The 18471-nt window shown below is 65.1% G+C and carries 16 protein-coding genes; 6 read left to right on the forward strand and 10 right to left on the reverse strand.

From position 1 onward, the window contains the following. The first annotated feature begins 44 nt into the window (after positions 1–44). The gene (gene trxA / locus QP165_RS01770) at positions 45–368 is read left to right on the forward strand and encodes a thioredoxin TrxA (RefSeq protein WP_056023011.1); all 324 of its coding nucleotides are present in this window, start codon (positions 45–47) and stop codon (positions 366–368) included. A gap of 44 nt (positions 369–412) precedes the next feature. Here the strand turns inward: trxA and argJ are convergent, their stop codons facing one another. Then, a complete protein-coding gene (argJ, locus tag QP165_RS01775; protein WP_333993402.1) occupies positions 413–1633 on the reverse strand; it encodes a bifunctional glutamate N-acetyltransferase/amino-acid acetyltransferase ArgJ in 1221 nt (406 codons plus the stop codon). A 127-nt stretch (positions 1634–1760) separates the two neighbouring features. On the opposite strand from argJ, the gene QP165_RS01780 reads away from it, so the two are divergent. Next, a complete protein-coding gene (locus QP165_RS01780; protein WP_333993404.1) occupies positions 1761–2012 on the forward strand; it encodes a hypothetical protein in 252 nt (83 codons plus the stop codon). 97 nt (positions 2013–2109) lie between these two features. Further along, positions 2110–4848, forward strand: coding sequence for a preprotein translocase subunit SecA (gene secA / locus QP165_RS01785; RefSeq protein WP_333993405.1), 2739 nt, complete (start codon positions 2110–2112; stop codon positions 4846–4848). A gap of 111 nt (positions 4849–4959) precedes the next feature. Here secA and QP165_RS01790 read toward each other — a convergent pair whose 3' ends face one another. The 3 genes from QP165_RS01790 to QP165_RS01800 all read right to left on the reverse strand — a co-directional run bounded on the left by QP165_RS01790 (position 4960) and on the right by QP165_RS01800 (position 6587). Next, a complete protein-coding gene (locus QP165_RS01790) occupies positions 4960–5574 on the reverse strand; it encodes a CC0125/CC1285 family lipoprotein (protein ID WP_333993408.1) in 615 nt (204 codons plus the stop codon). Positions 5575–5720: 146 nt separating this feature from the next. Then, positions 5721–6137 (reverse strand): secondary thiamine-phosphate synthase enzyme YjbQ, encoded by a 417-nt coding sequence (locus tag QP165_RS01795; protein WP_333993409.1) that lies wholly within the window; start codon positions 6135–6137, stop codon positions 5721–5723. 60 nt (positions 6138–6197) lie between these two features. After that, the gene (locus tag QP165_RS01800; protein WP_333993410.1) at positions 6198–6587 is read right to left on the reverse strand and encodes a hypothetical protein; all 390 of its coding nucleotides are present in this window, start codon (positions 6585–6587) and stop codon (positions 6198–6200) included. Positions 6588–6735: 148 nt separating this feature from the next. Between QP165_RS01800 and QP165_RS01805 the strand changes: the two genes are divergently transcribed. Continuing rightward, complete coding sequence (locus QP165_RS01805; RefSeq protein ID WP_056023026.1) at positions 6736–6933, forward strand: hypothetical protein; 198 nt, start codon at positions 6736–6738, stop codon at positions 6931–6933. Between the two features lie 18 nt (positions 6934–6951). Here the strand turns inward: QP165_RS01805 and QP165_RS01810 are convergent, their stop codons facing one another. Both QP165_RS01810 and QP165_RS01815 read right to left on the reverse strand, forming a co-directional pair. Beyond that, a complete protein-coding gene (locus QP165_RS01810) occupies positions 6952–7239 on the reverse strand; it encodes a hypothetical protein (RefSeq protein ID WP_333993412.1) in 288 nt (95 codons plus the stop codon). A 143-nt stretch (positions 7240–7382) separates the two neighbouring features. Beyond that, positions 7383–9758 carry a TonB-dependent siderophore receptor gene (locus QP165_RS01815; protein ID WP_333993413.1) on the reverse strand — a complete coding sequence of 792 codons (2376 nt, stop codon included), beginning with the start codon at positions 9756–9758 and terminating at the stop codon, positions 7383–7385. Between the two features lie 326 nt (positions 9759–10084). Here QP165_RS01815 and QP165_RS01820 point away from each other — a divergent pair, with 326 nt between their 5' ends. After that, the gene (locus QP165_RS01820) at positions 10085–10915 is read left to right on the forward strand and encodes a 23S rRNA (adenine(2030)-N(6))-methyltransferase RlmJ (protein WP_333993414.1); all 831 of its coding nucleotides are present in this window, start codon (positions 10085–10087) and stop codon (positions 10913–10915) included. Positions 10916–11112: 197 nt separating this feature from the next. Here the strand turns inward: QP165_RS01820 and QP165_RS01825 are convergent, their stop codons facing one another. Further along, positions 11113–12006, reverse strand: a complete 894-nt coding sequence (locus tag QP165_RS01825; protein ID WP_333993416.1) for an energy transducer TonB — start codon at positions 12004–12006, stop codon at positions 11113–11115. 134 nt (positions 12007–12140) lie between these two features. Further along, complete coding sequence (locus QP165_RS01830; protein WP_333993417.1) at positions 12141–12926, reverse strand: ThuA domain-containing protein; 786 nt, start codon at positions 12924–12926, stop codon at positions 12141–12143. A gap of 201 nt (positions 12927–13127) precedes the next feature. Between QP165_RS01830 and QP165_RS01835 the strand changes: the two genes are divergently transcribed. Next, complete coding sequence (locus QP165_RS01835) at positions 13128–14075, forward strand: 3-keto-disaccharide hydrolase (protein WP_333993419.1); 948 nt, start codon at positions 13128–13130, stop codon at positions 14073–14075. A 24-nt stretch (positions 14076–14099) separates the two neighbouring features. Here the strand turns inward: QP165_RS01835 and QP165_RS01840 are convergent, their stop codons facing one another. Continuing rightward, on the reverse strand, positions 14100–15692 hold the full coding sequence (locus tag QP165_RS01840; protein WP_333993420.1) for an alkaline phosphatase D family protein: 1593 nt from the start codon (positions 15690–15692) through the stop codon (positions 14100–14102). Between the two features lie 19 nt (positions 15693–15711). Continuing rightward, on the reverse strand, positions 15712–18351 hold the full coding sequence (locus tag QP165_RS01845) for a TonB-dependent receptor (protein ID WP_333993422.1): 2640 nt from the start codon (positions 18349–18351) through the stop codon (positions 15712–15714). Between the last annotated feature and the right edge of the window lie 120 nt (positions 18352–18471).

Here is an 18471-nt window from a genome sequence, read left to right on the forward strand (position 1 = left end):
GTGAACAGCGACACTAGATGATGGTGTAACGAAGGAGAATTTCAGTGGCGACCAAGCAGATCACCGATGCCAGCTTCAATGCCGACGTACTGAGTGCGGAAGGCCCCGTGCTCGTCGATTTCTGGGCCGAATGGTGCGGTCCGTGCAAGATGATCGGGCCGAGCCTTGAGGAACTATCGGAGGAGCTAGGTGAGAAGGTGACGATCGCCAAGCTCAACATCGACGAGAATCCCGACGCACCGGGCCAGTACGGCGTGCGTGGCATTCCGACGATGATCCTGTTCAAGGGCGGCGCGCCCGCGGCGACCAAGGTCGGCGCTGCGCCTAAGGGCCAGCTCAAGGCATGGCTCGAGAGCGAACTCGCCTGACCGACCTCCCGCCATCCCGGTCCGTACCGGGATGGCGGGTCTGATCAGCTCCGATAGTCGGCGTTGATCGAGATATATCCGTGCGTGAGGTCGCACGTCCACACGGTGGCCTTGCCCTCGCCGAGCGCGAGGTCGACGCCGACCTCGATGTCCTGACCCTTGAGATGCGCGGCGACCGGCGCCTCGTCATAGCCGTGCAGCGCCAGCCCGCCCTCCGCGACCTGCGTGTTGCCGAAGCGGATCGAGAGCATGTCGCGGTCCGCGGGCTCGCCAGCCTTGCCCACCGCCATCACGACGCGTCCCCAGTTGGCGTCCTCGCCTGCGATCGCGGTCTTCACCAGCGGCGAATTGGCGATGCTCATCGCGATGCGGTGAGCGCTGCGATCGCTGTCGGCGCCGGTGACCTGGATCTCGATCAGTTTCTGCGCACCTTCGCCGTCGCGCACGACAAGCATCGCGAGCTGATGGCAGAGATCCGCGAGCGCGGCCCGGAATGCGTCGGCACCCACGCTGTCATCGTCCGCAAGCGTCGCGTTCCCGGCCTTGCCTGTGGCGAAGGCGAGCACGGTGTCGCTGGTCGACGTGTCGCTGTCGACCGTGATGCATGAGAAGCTGGGTGCGTTCGCCTTCGACAGCGAGGCCTGCAGGAAACCGGGCTCGACCGCTGCGTCGGTGAAGATGAAGCCCAGCATCGTCGCCATGTCCGGCGCGATCATCCCCGATCCCTTGATGATCCCGACCAGGCTGACGGTGCGGTCGCCGATCACCGCGGTGGTCGTTGCCCCCTTGGTGAATGTGTCGGTCGTCATGATCGTCGCCGCCGCATCCTCCCAGCCGCACGGATCAGCGGCGAACGCGGCGTCGAGCCCCGCCTCGGCCTTGTCGATCGGGAGCGGCACGCCGATCACGCCGGTCGAGGCGACGAACACGTCGGACGGCTGGCATCCGAGCTGGGCTGCGGTCCGCGCGGCGATCGCCTCGACCGCAGCGCGGCCGCGCGATCCCGTGAAGGCGTTCGAATTGCCCGCGTTGACGACGAGCGCCCGCGCATGGCCGAGCGTCAGCGCCGCGCGGCACCATTCGACTTCGGGCGAGGGGCATTTGCTCTGCGTCAGCACCCCCGCGACGACGGTACCCGGATCCAGCGTGACGAATGTCAGATCGCACCGGTCCCACGTCTTGTAGGCGGCACGGGCGACATGAAGCGTGACGCCGGGAATCGCCGGCATGACGGGGAAGGGGCGTGCGAGCGGAGAGGTGGTCATGACAGACCTGTGCCTCCGGATCGGCCCCTGCGCAACCGCTTGTCCACGTGGCGAACCGCCCCCGACCGCGCTGCAATGCGGTGAAAGGATGGACCTTGGCGGCAGGCTGTCATAAGGACGAGGTCTCATGAACCTGCTTCTCCTTCTGTCTGCCCTGCTGTCCGCGCTTACCGGCGTGGTACCCGGCGTGCGTGGGCAGGCGGCGCAGGCGGTGGCGCAGGGTGCGGTTTCGCCGCAGGCCGTTGCTGTTGCAGTGGTCAGGCGTGCGACACGACCGGTGGCCGGCCCGCCGTCGTTGCAGGCGGTCGCGGCGTCGCCCGCATTGCCCGCCATCGCGGTCGACATGTCATCGCTTTGGGCAGACCGTCGGCGCGAATAGCGTCGGGCGCCTCGTGCTGGCCTGCGGGCCGTCCCCTTCTTTCTTGCGTGCGTCCCGGTAGCGGGCTTGCCGTGTCAAAACTTCAGGAAATCAGCCCATGTTCGGTGGCCTCGCCAAATCCTTGTTCGGTTCGTCCAACGACCGTTACGTCAAGTCGCTCAACCCGATCCTTGCCAGGATCGCATCGTTCGAGCCCTCGCTTCTCGCGATGTCGGACGAGGAGCTGTCCGCCCAGACCGTACGCTTCCGCGAGCGGCTCGCGAACGGCGAGAAGCTCGATGACCTGCTCCCCGAGGCGTTCGCGACCGTCCGGGAAGCCGCCAAGCGCGTGCTCGGTCAGCGGCATTATGACGTGCAGATGGTCGGCGGCATCGTCCTCCACCGCGGCGAGATCGCCGAGATGCGCACGGGTGAGGGCAAGACGCTCGTCGCGACGCTTGCGACCTATCTCAACGCGCTGCCCGGCGACGGCGTCCATGTCGTCACCGTCAACGACTATCTCGCCGCGCGCGATGCCGAGTGGATGGGGCAGGTCTATACCTATCTCGGCATGACGATCGGCGTCATCGTCCCCAACCTGACCGACGAAGAGCGGCGTGCCGCCTATGCCGCCGACATCACCTACGGGACGAACAACGAGTTCGGGTTCGACTATCTGCGCGACAACATGAAGTATGAGCGCAGCTCGATGGTGCAGCGCCGCTTCAACTTCGCGGTGGTCGACGAGGTCGATTCGGTGCTGATCGACGAGGCGCGTACGCCGCTGATCATCTCGGGCCCGACCGACGACAAGTCCGAGCTGTATATCCAGGTCGACGCGGTCGTGAAGCAGCTCGTCCCGGGCGATTACGACAAGGACGAGAAGCAGAAGACCATCATTCTCACCGAGGACGGCACCGAGAAGGTCGAGCGGATGCTCGAGGCGGCGGGGCTGCTCGAGGGGCAGAACCTGTACGACTTCGAGAACACGCAGGTCGTGCATCACCTCAACCAGGCACTGCGCGCGATCGTGATGTTCAAGTCGGACATCGACTACATCGTCAAGGACGGCAAGGTCATCATCATCGACGAGTTCACGGGTCGCATGATGGACGGCCGGCGCTGGTCGGACGGCCTGCACCAGGCGGTCGAGGCCAAGGAGGGCGTCCAGATCGAGCCCGAGAACCAGACGATGGCCTCGATCACGTTCCAGAACTATTTCCGCATGTACCCCAAGATTGGCGGCATGACCGGTACGGCTGCGACCGAGGCGGCCGAATTCTACGACATCTACAAGATCAACGTCGTCAGCATCCCGACCAACGTGCCCGTCCAGCGCGTCGACGAGGAGGACGAGTTCTACAAGGACACCAAGGACAAGTTCGCCGCGATTGCCAAGAAGATCAAGCATCACGCCGATCTCGGCCAGCCGGTGCTCGTCGGCACGGTATCGATCGAGAAGTCCGAGCTGCTGAGCGAGTTCCTCGTCGGCGAGGCGGTCGAGCACAAGGTGCTCAACGCGCGCTTCCACGAGATGGAGGCGCACATCGTCGCGCAGGCCGGGCGCAAGTCCGCGGTGACGATCGCGACCAACATGGCGGGCCGCGGCACCGACATCAAACTCGGCGGCAACCTCGAATTCCGCATGCTCGACGAGCATCCCGAGCTGGTCGAGGGCACGCCCGAATATGCCACCGAGGCGGCGCGTATCGAGATCGAGATCGAGGCCGAGAAGAAGGCGGTGCTCGCCGCGGGCGGTCTGTTCGTGCTCGGTACCGAGCGGCACGAGAGCCGGCGCATCGACAACCAGCTGCGCGGGCGCTCGGGGCGTCAGGGCGATCCGGGGCTGTCGCGCTTCTATCTCAGCCTCGACGACGATCTGCTGCGGATCTTCGGGCCGGACACGCTGTTCGCCAAGATGATGCGCAACAATATCGAGGACGGCGAGGCGATCGGCAGCAAATGGCTGAGCAAGGCGATCGAGACCGCGCAGAAGAAGGTCGAGGCGCGCAACTACGACATCCGCAAGCAGGTCGTCGAATATGATGACGTGATGAACGAGCAGCGCAAGGTCATCTACGAGCAGCGTGCCGACATCATGGATGCCGATACGGTCGGCGACGTCGTCGTCGACATGCGCGCGGAGACGGTCAACGTCATCGTCGGCGACGCATGCCCGCCCAACTCCTATCCCGAACAGTGGGACATCGAGGGGATGAAGGCGCGGCTGTCCGAGGTCCTCAATCTCGAGCCGCAGATCGAAGCGTGGCTGCTTGAGGAGGCGATCGACCCCGAGATCGTCGAGGAGCGCATCCGCGCGATGGCGGACGAGGCGATCGCGGTGAAGTCCGCCGATCTCGACGCGGAGACGTGGACGTCGGTCGAGAAGTCGATCCTGCTGCAGAATCTCGACCATCACTGGAAGGAGCATCTCGCGACGCTCGACGCGCTGCGCCAGGTCGTCCACCTGCGTGCGTACGCACAGAAGACGCCGATCAACGAGTATAAGCAGGAGGCGTTCTCGCTGTTCCAGCGGATGCTGGAGACGATCCGCGAGGACGTGACCAAGACGATCGCGCATGCGCAGTTCCAGATGCAGGCACCCGTCGGACTGCCCGAGCTGCCCGACTTCATCACGACGCATTTCGACCCGTTCACCGGCGAGGACAATTCGAACGACATCGATGCCGGGACGACCGGACACATCACGTCGCAGCTGCCGCCGATGCAGATCCCGCAGCCGCAGCAGGCGGATATCGGCGAGGATCCCGCCAACTGGGAAGGCGTCGTCAGCCGTAACGCGCCATGCCCCTGCGGGTCGGGTCGCAAGTACAAGCAGTGCCACGGCGCGGTCTGACGTCGGTCTGCCGGTTCGCCTGCGGCTGACGCGGGCGGACGTCACGCAAAGAAAGGCCGGGCTGTCCAGAGGGACGGCCCGGCCTTTTTGCGTCGACGGTATTTCCGAGGCTTACTTCGGGAGAACCAGCGTCGGTCCGATATTGTCGACCACCTGTTTTGCGTTGAACGCGCGGATGTTGTCGCGCGGGATCGGACCCTTGCGCATCACGATTTCGGCAGTCGCCTCGTAACGGTCGATCGTCCGGACGTCGAAATTGTTGCCCCACGGACCGCCGAACCCGCCGCCGAAACCGCCGCCGCCGAAGCCGCCGCCGAAATACGGATCCCAGCTGCGCCAGCCGAACCCGCGGCCGCGATAGCGCCACGACGGACCCCAATATCCGCCGAACCCGCCATAGCCAAAGCCACCGCCGATGCCCGGGGTCGAGAAGGTCCGCGACTGAAGGTTCGTATCGCGGTCGGCCATCAGGAAATAATCATAGCCCTGCTGCAGCGTCAGCTCGGCCGCGCGGAAAAACAGGTAGCGCTCGACCGTGTCACGCGACGTGACGCTGTTTCCGGCAAAGCTGACGAGAAAGCGGTTATCCTCGATCCGACGGTCGCTATACCCCGTCCGGCTGAAGCCCTGTCCCGTGGCAGGACGATAGGTCGTTTCGGTCGCGCACCCGGCAACCAGAAGCGTGCTCGACGCCAGGGCTGCCAAAAGGACTTTGCGACCAGGCATGATAAACATGATTGTCGTCTCCGTTCGCGGCGGATGCGGCGAAACGCCTCACACTAGCCATCAGTGGTGGAACGGTTGATGAACGGGATTGCTCCGGAAACCAAGCGCACCGCCCGAATAAAGCCCCCGATGTCCCGATCGCGCGGTCAGACGCCGGCGATATGCAGGGCGAGCGACCGGCGATGCGCGCGACGGCGATGCTCGAACAGATAGAGGCCCTGCCACGTGCCGAGCGCCATCTCGCCGTCGATGACCGGGATCGACAGCTGGACCTGCGTCAGCGCCGTGCGCAGATGGGCGGGCATGTCGTCGGGCCCCTCGTCGTCGTGGAGATAGTCGGCGGACTCGGGCGCCAGACGCGCGAAATAGGCCTCGAGATCGGTCCGCACCTCGGGCGCGGCGTTCTCCTGGATGAGCAGCGATGCCGAAGTGTGGCGGCAGAAGATCGTCAGCAGACCATCACGCATTTCCTGATCGGCGACCCAGCGCCGCACCGCGTCACTGATGTCGAGCAGGCCCTGGCGCCGCGTATCGATCGTCAGGAATCCGGTAGCCTGCCGCATGATCATAGGTCCCTGGACGGTTCGGTGATGGCAACGCGCATGGATTTCATCCGGGCGCAATCAGCGCGGTGGTTCGTCCGCGACCGGGATGTCCTTGCCCAGATTGATGCGGTCGTACAGTTTGAGCAGTTCGGTGACCTCGTCGATGACGGTCTGCTGTTCCTGCCGGTAGCGCGCGGTCGCGTCCTGCGTCGGCACGCCGTTCTTGCCGTCGTGCATCGTAAAACCCTGGTCGATCAACCAGATGGTGTCCGCCGCGCGTGAGCGCTGGCGTCGAAGATGGAATACCCATTGCTCGATGATACCCGAAGGTACCAGTCTGTCGATCTCACCCATGGGCGCCGCGTAGCCGACCGGACGCGTGGTTGTACAGGCGCGCGATGCAGGTGGCGGATGTAGCGGTTGCGCAAACGGCGGCACCGGCCCGGCGATGTTGATCTGGCGCAACACTACCGACGAGATTGCGTAAGGTTCCCGGTTTTTGGCAAAAACTCCATTCAATTCGTCGCGAAATATGGAACCGGACCGGGTGAAACGTGTTGGAATACAGACGAAAAGCTAACATGCTGTCAACGATTTACCACGCAGAGAGCCGCCGATGTCCACGCTGTCAGACCCGCCGATCTTCAATCGCACCGATATCTCGCCGCCACGCCTCTCGGATCGTTATGGCGCTGAACGACTCGACGCGCTGTATCGCCGTGCGGCCGCGGACCGTGACCGGTTCCGTGAACAGCAGGCGATGGCGCAGCAGTCGAGCCTCGTCGAGCGCGTGCTCAGCCGGCTGTTTCGCTGAGCCGTTTGCGCGCGCCGGTCACCTGCCGTCCGGGAACGTGGTGGCTGCGCGCAGTCCCTTGATCTCCGGCCAGCGGATCGGCCGGTCGCGACCGACGCACTCGATGATCACGTTCTGACCCTCGTCCTCCGATAGGTCGTCGGCCGCCTTGACCATGTCCTCGAGCGACCCGGTTGCGATCACGGCCTTGCGATCGGCGCTTCCGCCCTCGGCTTCATCGTCACCCGCCTGCGCGTCCGTCGCGCCATCGACATCCTCGCCGTCGTTAGCACGCGGCGCCGGCAACCGGGCGAGCGTCGCCGGCATCTTCCACATCGTCTTGAACACGCTTGATACTCCAGCCCCCGCTGTACATCGACCGATGCCTCGTCGGTGCGCAGCGGTCCAGTGCGGGGCGGGGACGATGCGGTCACCATGCGATTGCGTGCGACGAACCGCGGGGTCGCGGCCTACCAGTTGAACCGCAGCGTGCCGACGACGGTGCGCGACGCCCCGAAATAGCAGCTGTTGACGAAGAAGCAGCTTGCGATGTGCTGCTTGTCGAAGAGGTTCGCGACATTTGCTGTCAGGCTCATCCCGGCAAGCGACGGATCGAACTTGCCGAGATCATAGCCCAGCACCGCGTCGACCAGGACATAGCCCGGCGACTGGAACCGCGTCGTGACGGTCTGGCCCGACCGGATCTGTGTCGCGGTGCCGTCGGATTCGCCGACGTACCGGACCCCGCCGCCGATCGTGAAGCCTGATGCGGCGCCAACGACGCTGCGTTCCAGATCATAGCTGGCGAAGCTCGATGCGCTCCATGTCGATATGCCCAGCGGCTTGGTCCCCGTGACGCCGCTCAACTGGTCGCCGGTGCCGATCGCAGGGGTGCCGCGCCGGACGTCGGGGTCGGTGTAGGTCCCCGCCACGGTCACGGTCAGCCCCGGCGCGATTTCGCCACGGCCGTCGATCTCGATTCCGCGTATTTCGACCTCGCCGACCTGGATCTGCGCATTGGCGGGAATGGTGCTGCCGTCCTGTCCTGCGCGCGGGTCTGCCACGGGCACGTTGCGGCGGCGCAGGTCATAGGCGGACAGCGTGAACACGGCGTTGGTCCCGCGCGGCTGGTATTTGACGCCCGCCTCATATTGCCGCCCGGTCACCGGCACGAAGGTCGGCCCCGCGATCGGCGTCCTGCCGTCCGGCGCGAAGATCGTCTGCGTGCCCGTCTGCGGCTCGAAGCTTTCCGAGTAGCTGACGAAAGGGGCAAGCCCGCTCCGCGTCTCGTAAAGCGCGCCCAATCGCCCGGTGAACGCGGCCTGCTTCAGCTGGGTCACACCGCCGGCGACGCCTTCCGTCGTATTCCTGTTGACGCTCGTCTGTTCGTACCAGTCGTACCGGCCGCTGGCGATCAGTTGCAGCGCACCGATCGCGATCTGGTCCTGGAGATAGGCGCCGACCTGATCGATCTTGCGGAAGCCCCGCGCCGCCGTCAGCGCGAAGCTCGGTTGTACGCCGCCGTAATTGGGGTTGAACAGGTCAAAATCGGGGATGCTCGTCACCGGATCGGTCGTGGTGCCGGTATTGAATTGCTGTGCGTTCGAGCCGCGATTGCTCTGCCAGTCGACGCCGGCCAGCACGACATGCTGCAGCGGCCCGGTCGCGAACTTGCCGGTGACGTGGTTGTCGAGCGTGATGGTCCGGAAGGACTCGTCCGAGCCGCCACCGCCGCGGACGATGCGCGAGAAATCGGTGTTGCGGTTCACACCGGTGCCCGTCGTCGCGAAGTTCGAGAGGTAGATCTGGCGATAGTGCAGGTCGACATCGAGATAGCGCGCGCTCGTCGCCCAGCTGAGCGCCGGGCTGAAGTCGTGACGGAAGAGCGCGGTCACCGATTTCTGCGTGCGATCGAACGCCTCATAGGCTGGCTCGCTGACGTTCAGGTCGATGGGGAAGCTGCCCAAGGGGTTGGCGAGCGCCGAACCATAGACGGGAACGCCGCTATAGGAGGCCGATTCCGGATCGCGCTGATAGTTGAGGATGACCGTCAGGCTGGTCGCGTCGTCGGGCGCGAAGGTCAGCATCGGCCGGATATAGTGCCGGCGATTTCGTGTCCGTGCGACAAAGCCATCGGATTGCTCCGCCCCGCCGATCACGCGGAACAGCCATTTGTGATCGGCGTCGAGCGGCTGGTTCACGTCGATCGCGCTGCGGACGAGATCGAAATTCCCTGCCGCCAGTTCGATCCGGCCGCCGGCGACGTCATAGGGCAGCTTGCTCGTGAGGTTGACGAGGCCGCCGGGCGTCGAATTGCCGTACAGCACGGAGGCGGGTCCCTTGACGACATCGACCCGCTCGACAAGGTGGAAGTCGATCTGCGGGGTCGAATAGATGCCGCCGAGCAGCCGCATGCCGTCCATATACTGACCGGGTGCGAACCCGCGAACGTAGAGCTGGTCATAACGCGTCGCGACATTGCCGCGCTGGCTCGGCGACACGCCCGCGACATAGCCGAGCGCCTGGTTGATCGACAGCGCGTTGCGCAGCGTGAGCTCCTTTTCGTCGATGCTCGTGATCGTCTGCGGCGTGCGGATCAGCGGCGTCTCGGTCTTGGTGCCGGTGCTCCCGGTCTTTCGAATGCGTTCGCCATTGACGATGATTTCGTCGCGTCGCGCCTGATCGTCCGCGGCCGCGGTCGTATCGCCGTCCATGCCGTCGCTAGCTGCACGGGGACCAGCGTGTGCGGGCGCGAGATCGGCGGCGCTCGCAAGGGACGGCGCCCACACGCTCGCCGCCGCCATAGCCGTGCCGACCAGAATGTCGCGCTTGACCTTGTGCCGCATACCCACCTCAATGCTATTGATAACCATTCGCAGCAGGGCGCTAGGCTTGGTTGATCTGTGTTGCAAGCAAAATGACGAAATGTTCATGGAGGACGCCAAGCGCGGGACGGCGATCGCGTGACGGGGGTTGCCAGCAAGGCGTGGGGGCCGCGGTGGTTCGGGAACGCGAGGGGGTTTCCGCTAGGACTGGGCGCGGCACGCAAAAGTGCGTTGAAGTTTCCGCCCGACTTTATACGAGCACCGGATTGGTCGTTTCAATCGCCTCGCACTCGGCAATCGCGCCCAGCAACAGGTCCACAGGCAGATCGTCGGGGTTCTGAGCCACAATGAATTATCGCCATTCCTTCCATGCTGGCAACAGCGCCGATGTCGTCAAGCACAGCCTGCTGATCGCACTGGTGCGCGCCCTGCAGCAAAAGCCGGGGGCACTGACCCTGATCGACACGCATGCCGGTTGCGGGCTGTATGACCTCGACGGCGAGGATGCCCAGCGCACCGGCGAGTCGATACGGGGCGTGCTGCAGGCGGTTGCCGATCCGAACCCCTTGCTGGACGACTACCGCGCGGTCGTGCAGGCGGTGAATGTCGGGGCCGAGCCTCACTATTACCCCGGCTCGCCGCGGATCCTGGCGCAGTTGCTGCGCCCGCAGGACTTCCTGGTCCTCAACGAAAAGCATCCCGAGGACGCGTATACCCTGCGCGGCGTGATGCGCGGCACGGCCGCTGCCGTGCATGAGCGCGACGCCTACGAGCTCTGGCTGGCGACGGTGCCGCCGCGGACCGCGCGCGGCGTGGTGCTGGTCGACCCGCCGTTCGAGCAGACGGACGAACGCGCGCGTATCACCGCGACCCTCGCCGCCGCTCACCGCAAATGGGCGCACGGCGTGACGGTGATCTGGTATCCGCTTAAAGACCGCGCGACGCAGTGGCGGTGGAAGGAGCAGCTGCGCAAGCTCGGCATCCCGAAAATGCTGGGGGTGGAGCACTGGCTGTACGATGACGATCAGCCCGGCATCTATAACGGTGCCGGCCTGTATATCGTCAATCCGCCCTATGCCTTCACGCAGGCGTTGCCACCGCTGCTGGAAGCGCTCCGCGCCGTGCTGTCACCCGAGGGGCATCGGGGCGAGATCACAACCGAGTGGTTGGTCGATTAGAGCAAACCGGCATCGCAGCCTTCTCCTCGGAGGATGTATCGCGGGGTTGCATATGTCAGCGATGCGTCGCGCGACATTCGGCCGCTGTCGGAGGCTGTCTCGATGCGGGCGGATGGACGCTCAATAGCTTGGCAGCCCGGGATATTCCCAGCGGTACGGGACGCCGGTCTCGCCCAGAGTGATGCAAGGATCGACAATCAGCCGGCGGTTACGAATGGTTTTCCCGGCTGCCAGTTGATGCGGCGTATCCATGCGGAATCGATCGCCCGCCCGCTGGCGTCGATCGCCGGGCGGAATTGCGCACGCGTGGTCATCAACCGGCACGTCAGATCCTCAAAGGCCTTTTCGCCGCCTGCCTTCGCTACCGCACAGGTCTTTATCGATCCGTCAGCCGCCACCACCAGTCGCAGCACCACGATCCCTCCGGACCCGCCCCGGTTGAGGGCGACGGGATAATCAGCCGGACGGAACCAGCCGGCGGGATCGTTGACCGGCTCGGGCGCGCTTTTCCGCTGTCGCTGCTCGGCCGGGTCGAGCCCCCAGCTCGTCACCAGATCGTCCACGCACGCATCGAGCGCTGCGAGTGCGCCCTTCATCGGCCCCATGTCGAGTTGCACCGCATAGCGTCTTGCAAAGCTGACGCCGAGCATCGTCGGTCGGTCGGCCGTTACATCGCTACGCAACGCGCCGGGAAGATCCCTGTCAGGCCGGAAGCGTATGCTGCCGGGCGCGCCGCCCGCCGTGGCAAAGCCGCGTGCGTGCATGCCGGGGACGTGTGTCACGGTGGATGTGCTTACCGAAACCGGAACGTCGCCGTCCGTTGCCGGCATATGCGATCCGGCCAGCGCCATTTCGAGAACGTCGCTGACATCGAGGCGGCTGAGCTGGAGCGTGGTCCGGTCCCGGTCCTCGCCGAAGCTGCGGAGGAGGCGGCATTCGGAAGGCGCATAATCCATCTGCCACTTGGAGGACGGACTCAACGGAATGGCGCGGTCTGCAGCGATGGCCGCGGTACCGGCGATGCCGCTCATGACGACAAAAGCGACTACCTTCTGGACGCGCATAAACCCTCTCGCTTGCTGCGTCGGCATATCACAGTCGTTTTCGCGGCGATGATCAGGCGCAGTTTCTACCGTCGATCTGCTGCAGCGATCAGAGTTTTGCAACAGGCCTGACCGGATTGGGGGTCGGCCATCCGGTGACGTCCAACTCACTGACGCCCATTTTATGATTTGCCCGCCCAGCGAACCGCGTTGACCAGAATGCGGCGGTAGTTCGGATCGTCATAGGCCTCAGGCAAGTGGCCCAGCGCGGAGTAGACGACACGGCCCTTCGTCGAGGGGTTGGTCCAGATGACGGGATGTCTGCCCATCGCCAGCTTGGCGCCGGGTCGGTAACTGGCCTCGTCGATCCGCGCGAGCACGGTCATGCCGCGGGCCGCGGGATCGGCGTCGAAGGCATACCATTCGTCGACCGGCGACCAGGGCAGTGTCACACCGGCCATGACGGGGTGGTCCGGTCGATCGACGAGGAGCCGTGCGCGCTGAAACTGGTCGTTCCCGCCCGGATGTCCGGTGAACCTGGTGCGGATGATCGTGTCGGTATACCAGGCATCGGTGTGACTATCGTCGCCCGCCGCGTGCAACGCCACGACACCGCCGCCTCGGCCCACGAAACGGGCGAATGCGGCGCGTTGATCGGGCGTGAGAAAGTCGCCGCTGGCGCTGTTGAGGACGACCACGGAAAAGTGCTTCAACTGCTCGTCGTTGAAGACCGCCGCGTTCTCGGTGGCGTAGCTCGCACGACCCAGGCCTTTCGCGATATCGGCAAGCACGGTGTTCGAGTGTGGAATATGCTCGATGTGGCGCCAGCCATTGGTCTTGGAAACGATCAGCACCGCGTTCCGCAGCCCCTTGGGCAGCACGGGGGCGACGCTGTCGTAGGTCGCGGCCGGCAGGTGCGGATTGGGCGCGGCCTGCGCCATCGTCAACAGTGCGACCAGCGCCCACATCTTGTGCATCGTACAATCTCCTGCCGCATCGATAGCGCAAATGGCGGAACCGCGCGACCAGACACCGGCGATGGTGCGATACAGGCTGCGATAGTGGCGAGCGTCACAATGATCCCGGTGTGCAAAGGCCGATATTCCACGAGTGTCGATACAGCGCCGGGCGAATAGAGTACTATCTCATCGAACGATGGCCGGGGGCGAATGTTGATGTGGTTTGATCGAACATTGGTGGCACTGCTGGTGCTGTCAGCCCCCGCGACCGCGCAGACGTCGAAGGACGCGGCACGCGCCATTGCCGGCGAACCGGCAAAATCGGCGCAGCGGCTGACGCTGACGGACATACCCGTGCCGACCGGCAAGCCGACCGCGTTGTTCGACGGGCGGAGCCTGAAGGGCTGGACGCCCTGGCTCGGCTATGCCGACCCCTCGATCACGTACAGATCGGACCCGGGTGCGCCGCCGATCGGCACCAGCCGCGACACCAGCGGTGACTTCGCCGTGCGCTCCGTCGACGGTGCTCCCGCAATCTGGGTGAAGGGCGAGACCTGGGGCAGCCTCGTCAACGCGGCCGACCTCGGCGATTATCACCTGCGGCTGCAGTTCAAATGGGGGGCGAAGACCTGGGCGCCGCGCGTGACGCTGCCGCGCAACAACGGGCTGCTCTATCATACCCACGGCACCGCCGGCGACGTCTTCGGCACATGGCGTCCGTCGGTCGAGTTCGAAATCATGACCGGATCGACCGGCATGATCGTCGCGGTGGGCGGCAAGGTGCGCGGGCGCACGAGCGTGACGTTCGATCCATCGCTGGCCGAACCGCATCTTCGCTATCGCGCCGGGGGCCGCGAGATCGACATCGTCAACGGCACCCCGACCTGGAACGTCGAGGCCGCGACCGATGCCGAGCGTCCCGTCGGCGCGTGGAACACGCTCGACCTGTACGTCGTCGGCGACCGCGCGGTGCATGTCGTCAACGGCGTACCCGTCGCGGAGGTGCACGACCTGGCAACGATCGCGAGCGACGGCAGCCGGCGGCCGCTGACGCATGGCCAGATCCAACTGCAATCCGAAGGCGCAGAGACGTGGTTCCGCGCGATCACGGTCGAACCGATCACGTCGCTTCCGAAGATCGTCGTCGCGGCACCGTAAACGCCCGAGGCTGCCGCGACGTCCTCACGCGCGCTGCAGGCCGGGCTTGCCGCGCTCTGTGACGAAGCTGGCGTGGGTCGACAGCGTCCCGTTCCGCGTCGCGATCGTGTCCAGCACCTTCAGGTCACCGCGCCACAGGTCGCGCCCGACGTCGCACAGAACATAGCCACGGCGGTCCGTCAGCGCCTTGAGGTGCGCATTCTCGGCGCGCGACGAGCGTGTGTAGGCATCGTCCTCGCCGACGCCGTCCGCGCCCGAACTGATCGAGGTCGCGAGATATTCGCTGCTGATGATCTTGCCGTTGCCGTGATCCTGGATCAGGTCGCCGGCGTAATGGCGGTGCGCGTCGCCGCTGACGGTCATGACGTTACCCGGGCAGTGCGTGTCGATATGCGCAAGCAGGCGGCGGCGGCTGTTCATATAGCCCGACCATTGATCCATCGACACCAGTTGCTCGGGCTGTCCCGCCTTGTGATAGCCGAGGTTCATGAGGCAGACCTGCTGCGCGATCAGGTTCCAGCGCGCCTTCGAGCGGTCGAGCCCCTTGAACAGCCACGCCTCCTGCGGCGCGCCGGTGATCGACCGGTCCGCGGCGAAAGCGTCCGGCCCTTGCGGCGCGTCATGATCGCCGTACACCTGATCCGAGCGATATTGCCGCGTATCGAGGAAGAACGCATCCATCAGATCGCCGAAGCGCGCGCCGCGATACATCTGCATGTGCGCGCCTTCGGGCATCGACGAGCGGCGCAGCGGCATATGCTCGTAATAGGCCTGCATCGCCATTGCGCGCCGCGTCCGGAACACCTCGGGCGCGGTGCCGTCCTGGTCGATGTCGCCGGCCCAGTTATTGTCGATCTCGTGATCGTCGAAGCTGACGAACCACGGCGCGGCGGCGTGCGCGGCCTGGAGATCGGGATCGCTTTTGTACTGGGCGTAACGCTGGCGGTAATCGCCGATCGAATAGATTTCGTGGCCGAGATGGCGGCGGACCAGCGGCTTCTTCGCGCCGCGCGCCTGCTCGCCGCGATCGGGCCCCTCGTAGATATAGTCGCCGTAATGGAACACGAAGTCGATCGGCTCGGCGGCGATGTGGCGCCACGCGGTGTAATAGCCTTCCGCGTACTGCTGGCAGCCGGCGACGGCGAAGCGCACGCGGTCGAGCGGCGCGCCGGGCAAGGGCAGGGTGGCACCGCGCCCGACGGCGCTGCGCTCGCCGCCGCAGGTGAAGCGGTACCAATAGGGACGTGCGGGCGCCAACCCGGCGACCTCGACATGAACCGAATGCGCGAGTTCGGGATGCGCGATCGCCTCGCCGTGCTGGAGCAGCTGGCGGAAGTCGGGATCGGCGGCGATCTCCCATCCGACCAGCACCGGCGCCATCGTCATGCCGCCATCGGGCTGGAGCGGTAGCGGCGCGAGCCGCGTCCAGATGACGAACCCCGAGGCATCCGGATCGCCCGCCGCGACGCCAAGCGTGAACGGCGGGGTGGGAAAGCGCGGGGCGTCGATCAGGTTGCGGGGGCGCACCTCGGCCGCGTAAGCCCGCCACGGCAGGATGCCAGAAGCGGTCAGGCTTCCCAGCGCGGACAGGAGATAGCGGCGGTCGACTTCGTACATGGTCAGTACTCCCCTCGGATCAGCGCAGCATGATGTGGAAAAAGGCGCCCTGGCCGTAATCGTCGACTTCGCTGACGTAGCGCAGGCCGTTGCCGACCAGGAATTTCGGCTGGTCGTTGAGCAGGTTGGTGATCTCGTATTTGAACGTCACGTGTTTCGTCACGCGGTGCCACAGCCCGAGGTTCACCGTGGTCAGCTCGGCGCGGCCATTGTCGTCCTGCGCGGTTTCGCCGATGCCCTCCATATAGCTGCCGCGGTGGGTAACAGTTGTCCGGAACGCGCCGTCGATCGCGGGCAGGCGAAGCGTCGCGCCGCCGTTGATGATCCATTTCGGCTGGTAGATCAGCCGGTCGAGCGAGCGCGCGCCTGCGTCGCTGGTGATCGACATCCGCCCCTTCAGCCAGGTCGCGTTGAAGAACGGATCGATCCGCTGGCCGAACAGGTTGACGTCGTGATCGGCGGCCTGGAACTCGATGCCGTAGAGCCGCGAATTGTCGGCGTTGAGCGGCTGGCGCACGCGGTAGTTGACGTCGTCGATCAACTGCGTCGTGGTCAGCGTGAAGATGTCGTCCCTGATCCGCTTGGCGAACGCGCCGAGCGAGATGACGCCGTCCTTGTGGAAATACTGCTCGAACTGGACATCGAGATTGTCCGACCGACGCGGGCGCAGATCGGGATTGCCGCGACTGATCGAGCAATCCGCGCCGCCCGAGTCCTCGTCGCCGCAATTGAGCGATTCCGGTTGCGCGATGTTGCCGGGCGTCGGGCGGCCAAGCGTGCGGCTGTACGAAAAGCGGAGCTTCTTGCCGCCCGCAAAGTCCTGGATGCCGGTGAACGACGGCAGCAGATACTCGTAGCCGCCGGTACTCCGCGTCATCACCGCCGACGCGGTGCCGCCGGTGATCGTCGGCTGGAACGCTGAAAAGCGCGTGTGGTCGTAGCGGACGCCCGCGACCAATGTGGTGTCGTCGGTGGCATAGTGCAGCGACAGATACGGCGTCACCAGCCGCTCGGTATAGCGATAGTCACCCGTGATGCTGTCATAGGTCGAATTGGGCACGTCCTTGACGAACTTGGGCCACAGCTCGGTCTTTACCCGCGCCCAGTCGACCCATGGAAACGACTGCGGCGCGCCGACCGGGATATAGCCGGGATCGTAGAGATAGCCGTTCATCGCCTGGCCGAGCTTGTATTCGGTCATGTCGACGTCGCGCGCGAGTTCGAGGTTGCGGAACTCGACACCCGTGACAAACCCGAAGCCCCGATCCTCGGGCTCGGCGTTCCAGCCATAGTCGACACGTGCGTCCGCCAGCCCTTCGTTGGCCATGCGGTAGGTCGTCTGCGCGGTGCTCAGCTTGTACGCCGATCCGAGCACGAGGCCGGGCTTGTTGATCGCGGTGACGTAGGGGAGCCCGCCGGTGGCGTCATTGCCTGCCGCCCAATCGAGAGACAGCCCGGTCGGATAGGTGCGGACGCCGATATAGGGCTGCGTATTGTCGTACCGGGCGCGGGTATAGCCGCCGCGGACGCGTAACGACGATTGGTCGTCGTGCCATTCGACATTGCCGATCGCGCCGACGGTCGCCTTGTTCCAGGTGTCGTAGCGATAGCGCGAATAGAGGCTGTTGATGTCCGACCCACCGCCCTCCGCGGTCAGGTCGCTGACGCTGTTTTTGGTGTAGTAATCATTCTTGTTCATCGTCGAGGATTCCCACTGACGATAATTGAACCCGAGCAGCGACGCATAGATGGCAGTGCCGAGCGGGCGCCATTCGAACTTCGCCGAACTGCCCGCAGTCTGGAGGCGGTTGGTATAGCTGCCGTAACTATGGTTGTACGGCACCGCGATGCCGTTCCACGCGGGATCATCGGGACCGGCCAGCTTCTTGCCCGCGTCGCTGAAGTAATATTTGGTGTCCTGCCACCATTTGCGCGAATTGCGGATGCGGTTCTCGTAGCGCGCCGACAGGACCACGCCGAACTGGTCGCCCGCGCCGAACTTGTCCGCGAACACCATCTTGCCGCCGCCGCCGAAATGCGGCGTGCTGCCATTGCCGGCGTTGCTGCCGCCATCGCCCTTGAACGACGAATAGATGCCATAGCCGTCGAGCATGACATAGCGGCGCTTGAGCGCGAAGGCGCTGCGCGTGACGATATCGACGATCCCGCCGATCGCCGCACCGTCCTGTTCGGCGGTGAAGGTCTTGTAGACGTCGTTGTGGAACGACAGCTCCGACGGGATCTGCTGCAGATTGACCTTGCGCGAACCCTCGCCGTCATTGCCGATCGTCGCGAGCGTGATCCCGTCGATCGTGGTCTGGTTGAGATCGGGCGAAATGCCGCGGATGCTGACGAAGCGCGGCGCATCGCCGTCCTCGATCGCGCTGATCCCGGGCAGCAGGATGAGCTGCCCCGCGACGCTGCCGTCGGCGGACAGCGTCTCGAGATCGTCGTACACGATCGAATCCCGCACCGACGTCGCCTGCTCCTTGCCCGAGCGGACCGCGCGATCGCCCATGACGATGATATCGGACCTGGTCTGATCAGGGTCGGCGGCGGGATCTTCGGCATTTGCGGCGCTGGCGATGAAGAACAGCGGCAGCGTACAGGCCGCGGACGCGACCAGCCGGACGCGTCCGGCGGGCGAAAGACACAACATTGGGCCAGCATCTCCGAATGGGACAAGCAGAGAGGCTTCCCCGGAACGGGATGGCTGGCCCTGCCTATTGCGCGACCCCGGTCGGGGTCTCGAAGGCATCGCCTATGATGCCGGCGCGAC

It is taken from the genome of Sphingomonas sp. 22R3R2A-7, from assembly GCF_036856055.1.
In the GTDB taxonomy this organism is placed as follows: domain Bacteria; phylum Pseudomonadota; class Alphaproteobacteria; order Sphingomonadales; family Sphingomonadaceae; genus Sphingomonas.

Coding starts and splice junctions, on each gene's coding strand:
- argJ (WP_333993402.1), bottom strand. CDS start 1,633: ATGACCACCTCTCCGCTCGCACGCCCCTTCCCCGTCATGCCGGCGATT.
- QP165_RS01780 (WP_333993404.1), top strand. CDS start 1,761: ATGAACCTGCTTCTCCTTCTGTCTGCCCTGCTGTCCGCGCTTACCGGC.
- secA (WP_333993405.1), top strand. CDS start 2,110: ATGTTCGGTGGCCTCGCCAAATCCTTGTTCGGTTCGTCCAACGACCGT.
- QP165_RS01790 (WP_333993408.1), bottom strand. CDS start 5,574: ATGCCTGGTCGCAAAGTCCTTTTGGCAGCCCTGGCGTCGAGCACGCTT.
- QP165_RS01795 (WP_333993409.1), bottom strand. CDS start 6,137: ATGCGGCAGGCTACCGGATTCCTGACGATCGATACGCGGCGCCAGGGC.
- QP165_RS01805 (WP_056023026.1), top strand. CDS start 6,736: ATGTCCACGCTGTCAGACCCGCCGATCTTCAATCGCACCGATATCTCG.
- QP165_RS01810 (WP_333993412.1), bottom strand. CDS start 7,239: ATGCCGGCGACGCTCGCCCGGTTGCCGGCGCCGCGTGCTAACGACGGC.
- QP165_RS01815 (WP_333993413.1), bottom strand. CDS start 9,758: ATGCGGCACAAGGTCAAGCGCGACATTCTGGTCGGCACGGCTATGGCG.
- QP165_RS01820 (WP_333993414.1), top strand. CDS start 10,085: ATGAATTATCGCCATTCCTTCCATGCTGGCAACAGCGCCGATGTCGTC.
- QP165_RS01825 (WP_333993416.1), bottom strand. CDS start 12,006: ATGCCGACGCAGCAAGCGAGAGGGTTTATGCGCGTCCAGAAGGTAGTC.
- QP165_RS01830 (WP_333993417.1), bottom strand. CDS start 12,926: ATGTGGGCGCTGGTCGCACTGTTGACGATGGCGCAGGCCGCGCCCAAT.
- QP165_RS01835 (WP_333993419.1), top strand. CDS start 13,128: ATGTTGATGTGGTTTGATCGAACATTGGTGGCACTGCTGGTGCTGTCA.
- QP165_RS01840 (WP_333993420.1), bottom strand. CDS start 15,692: ATGTACGAAGTCGACCGCCGCTATCTCCTGTCCGCGCTGGGAAGCCTG.
- QP165_RS01845 (WP_333993422.1), bottom strand. CDS start 18,351: ATGTTGTGTCTTTCGCCCGCCGGACGCGTCCGGCTGGTCGCGTCCGCG.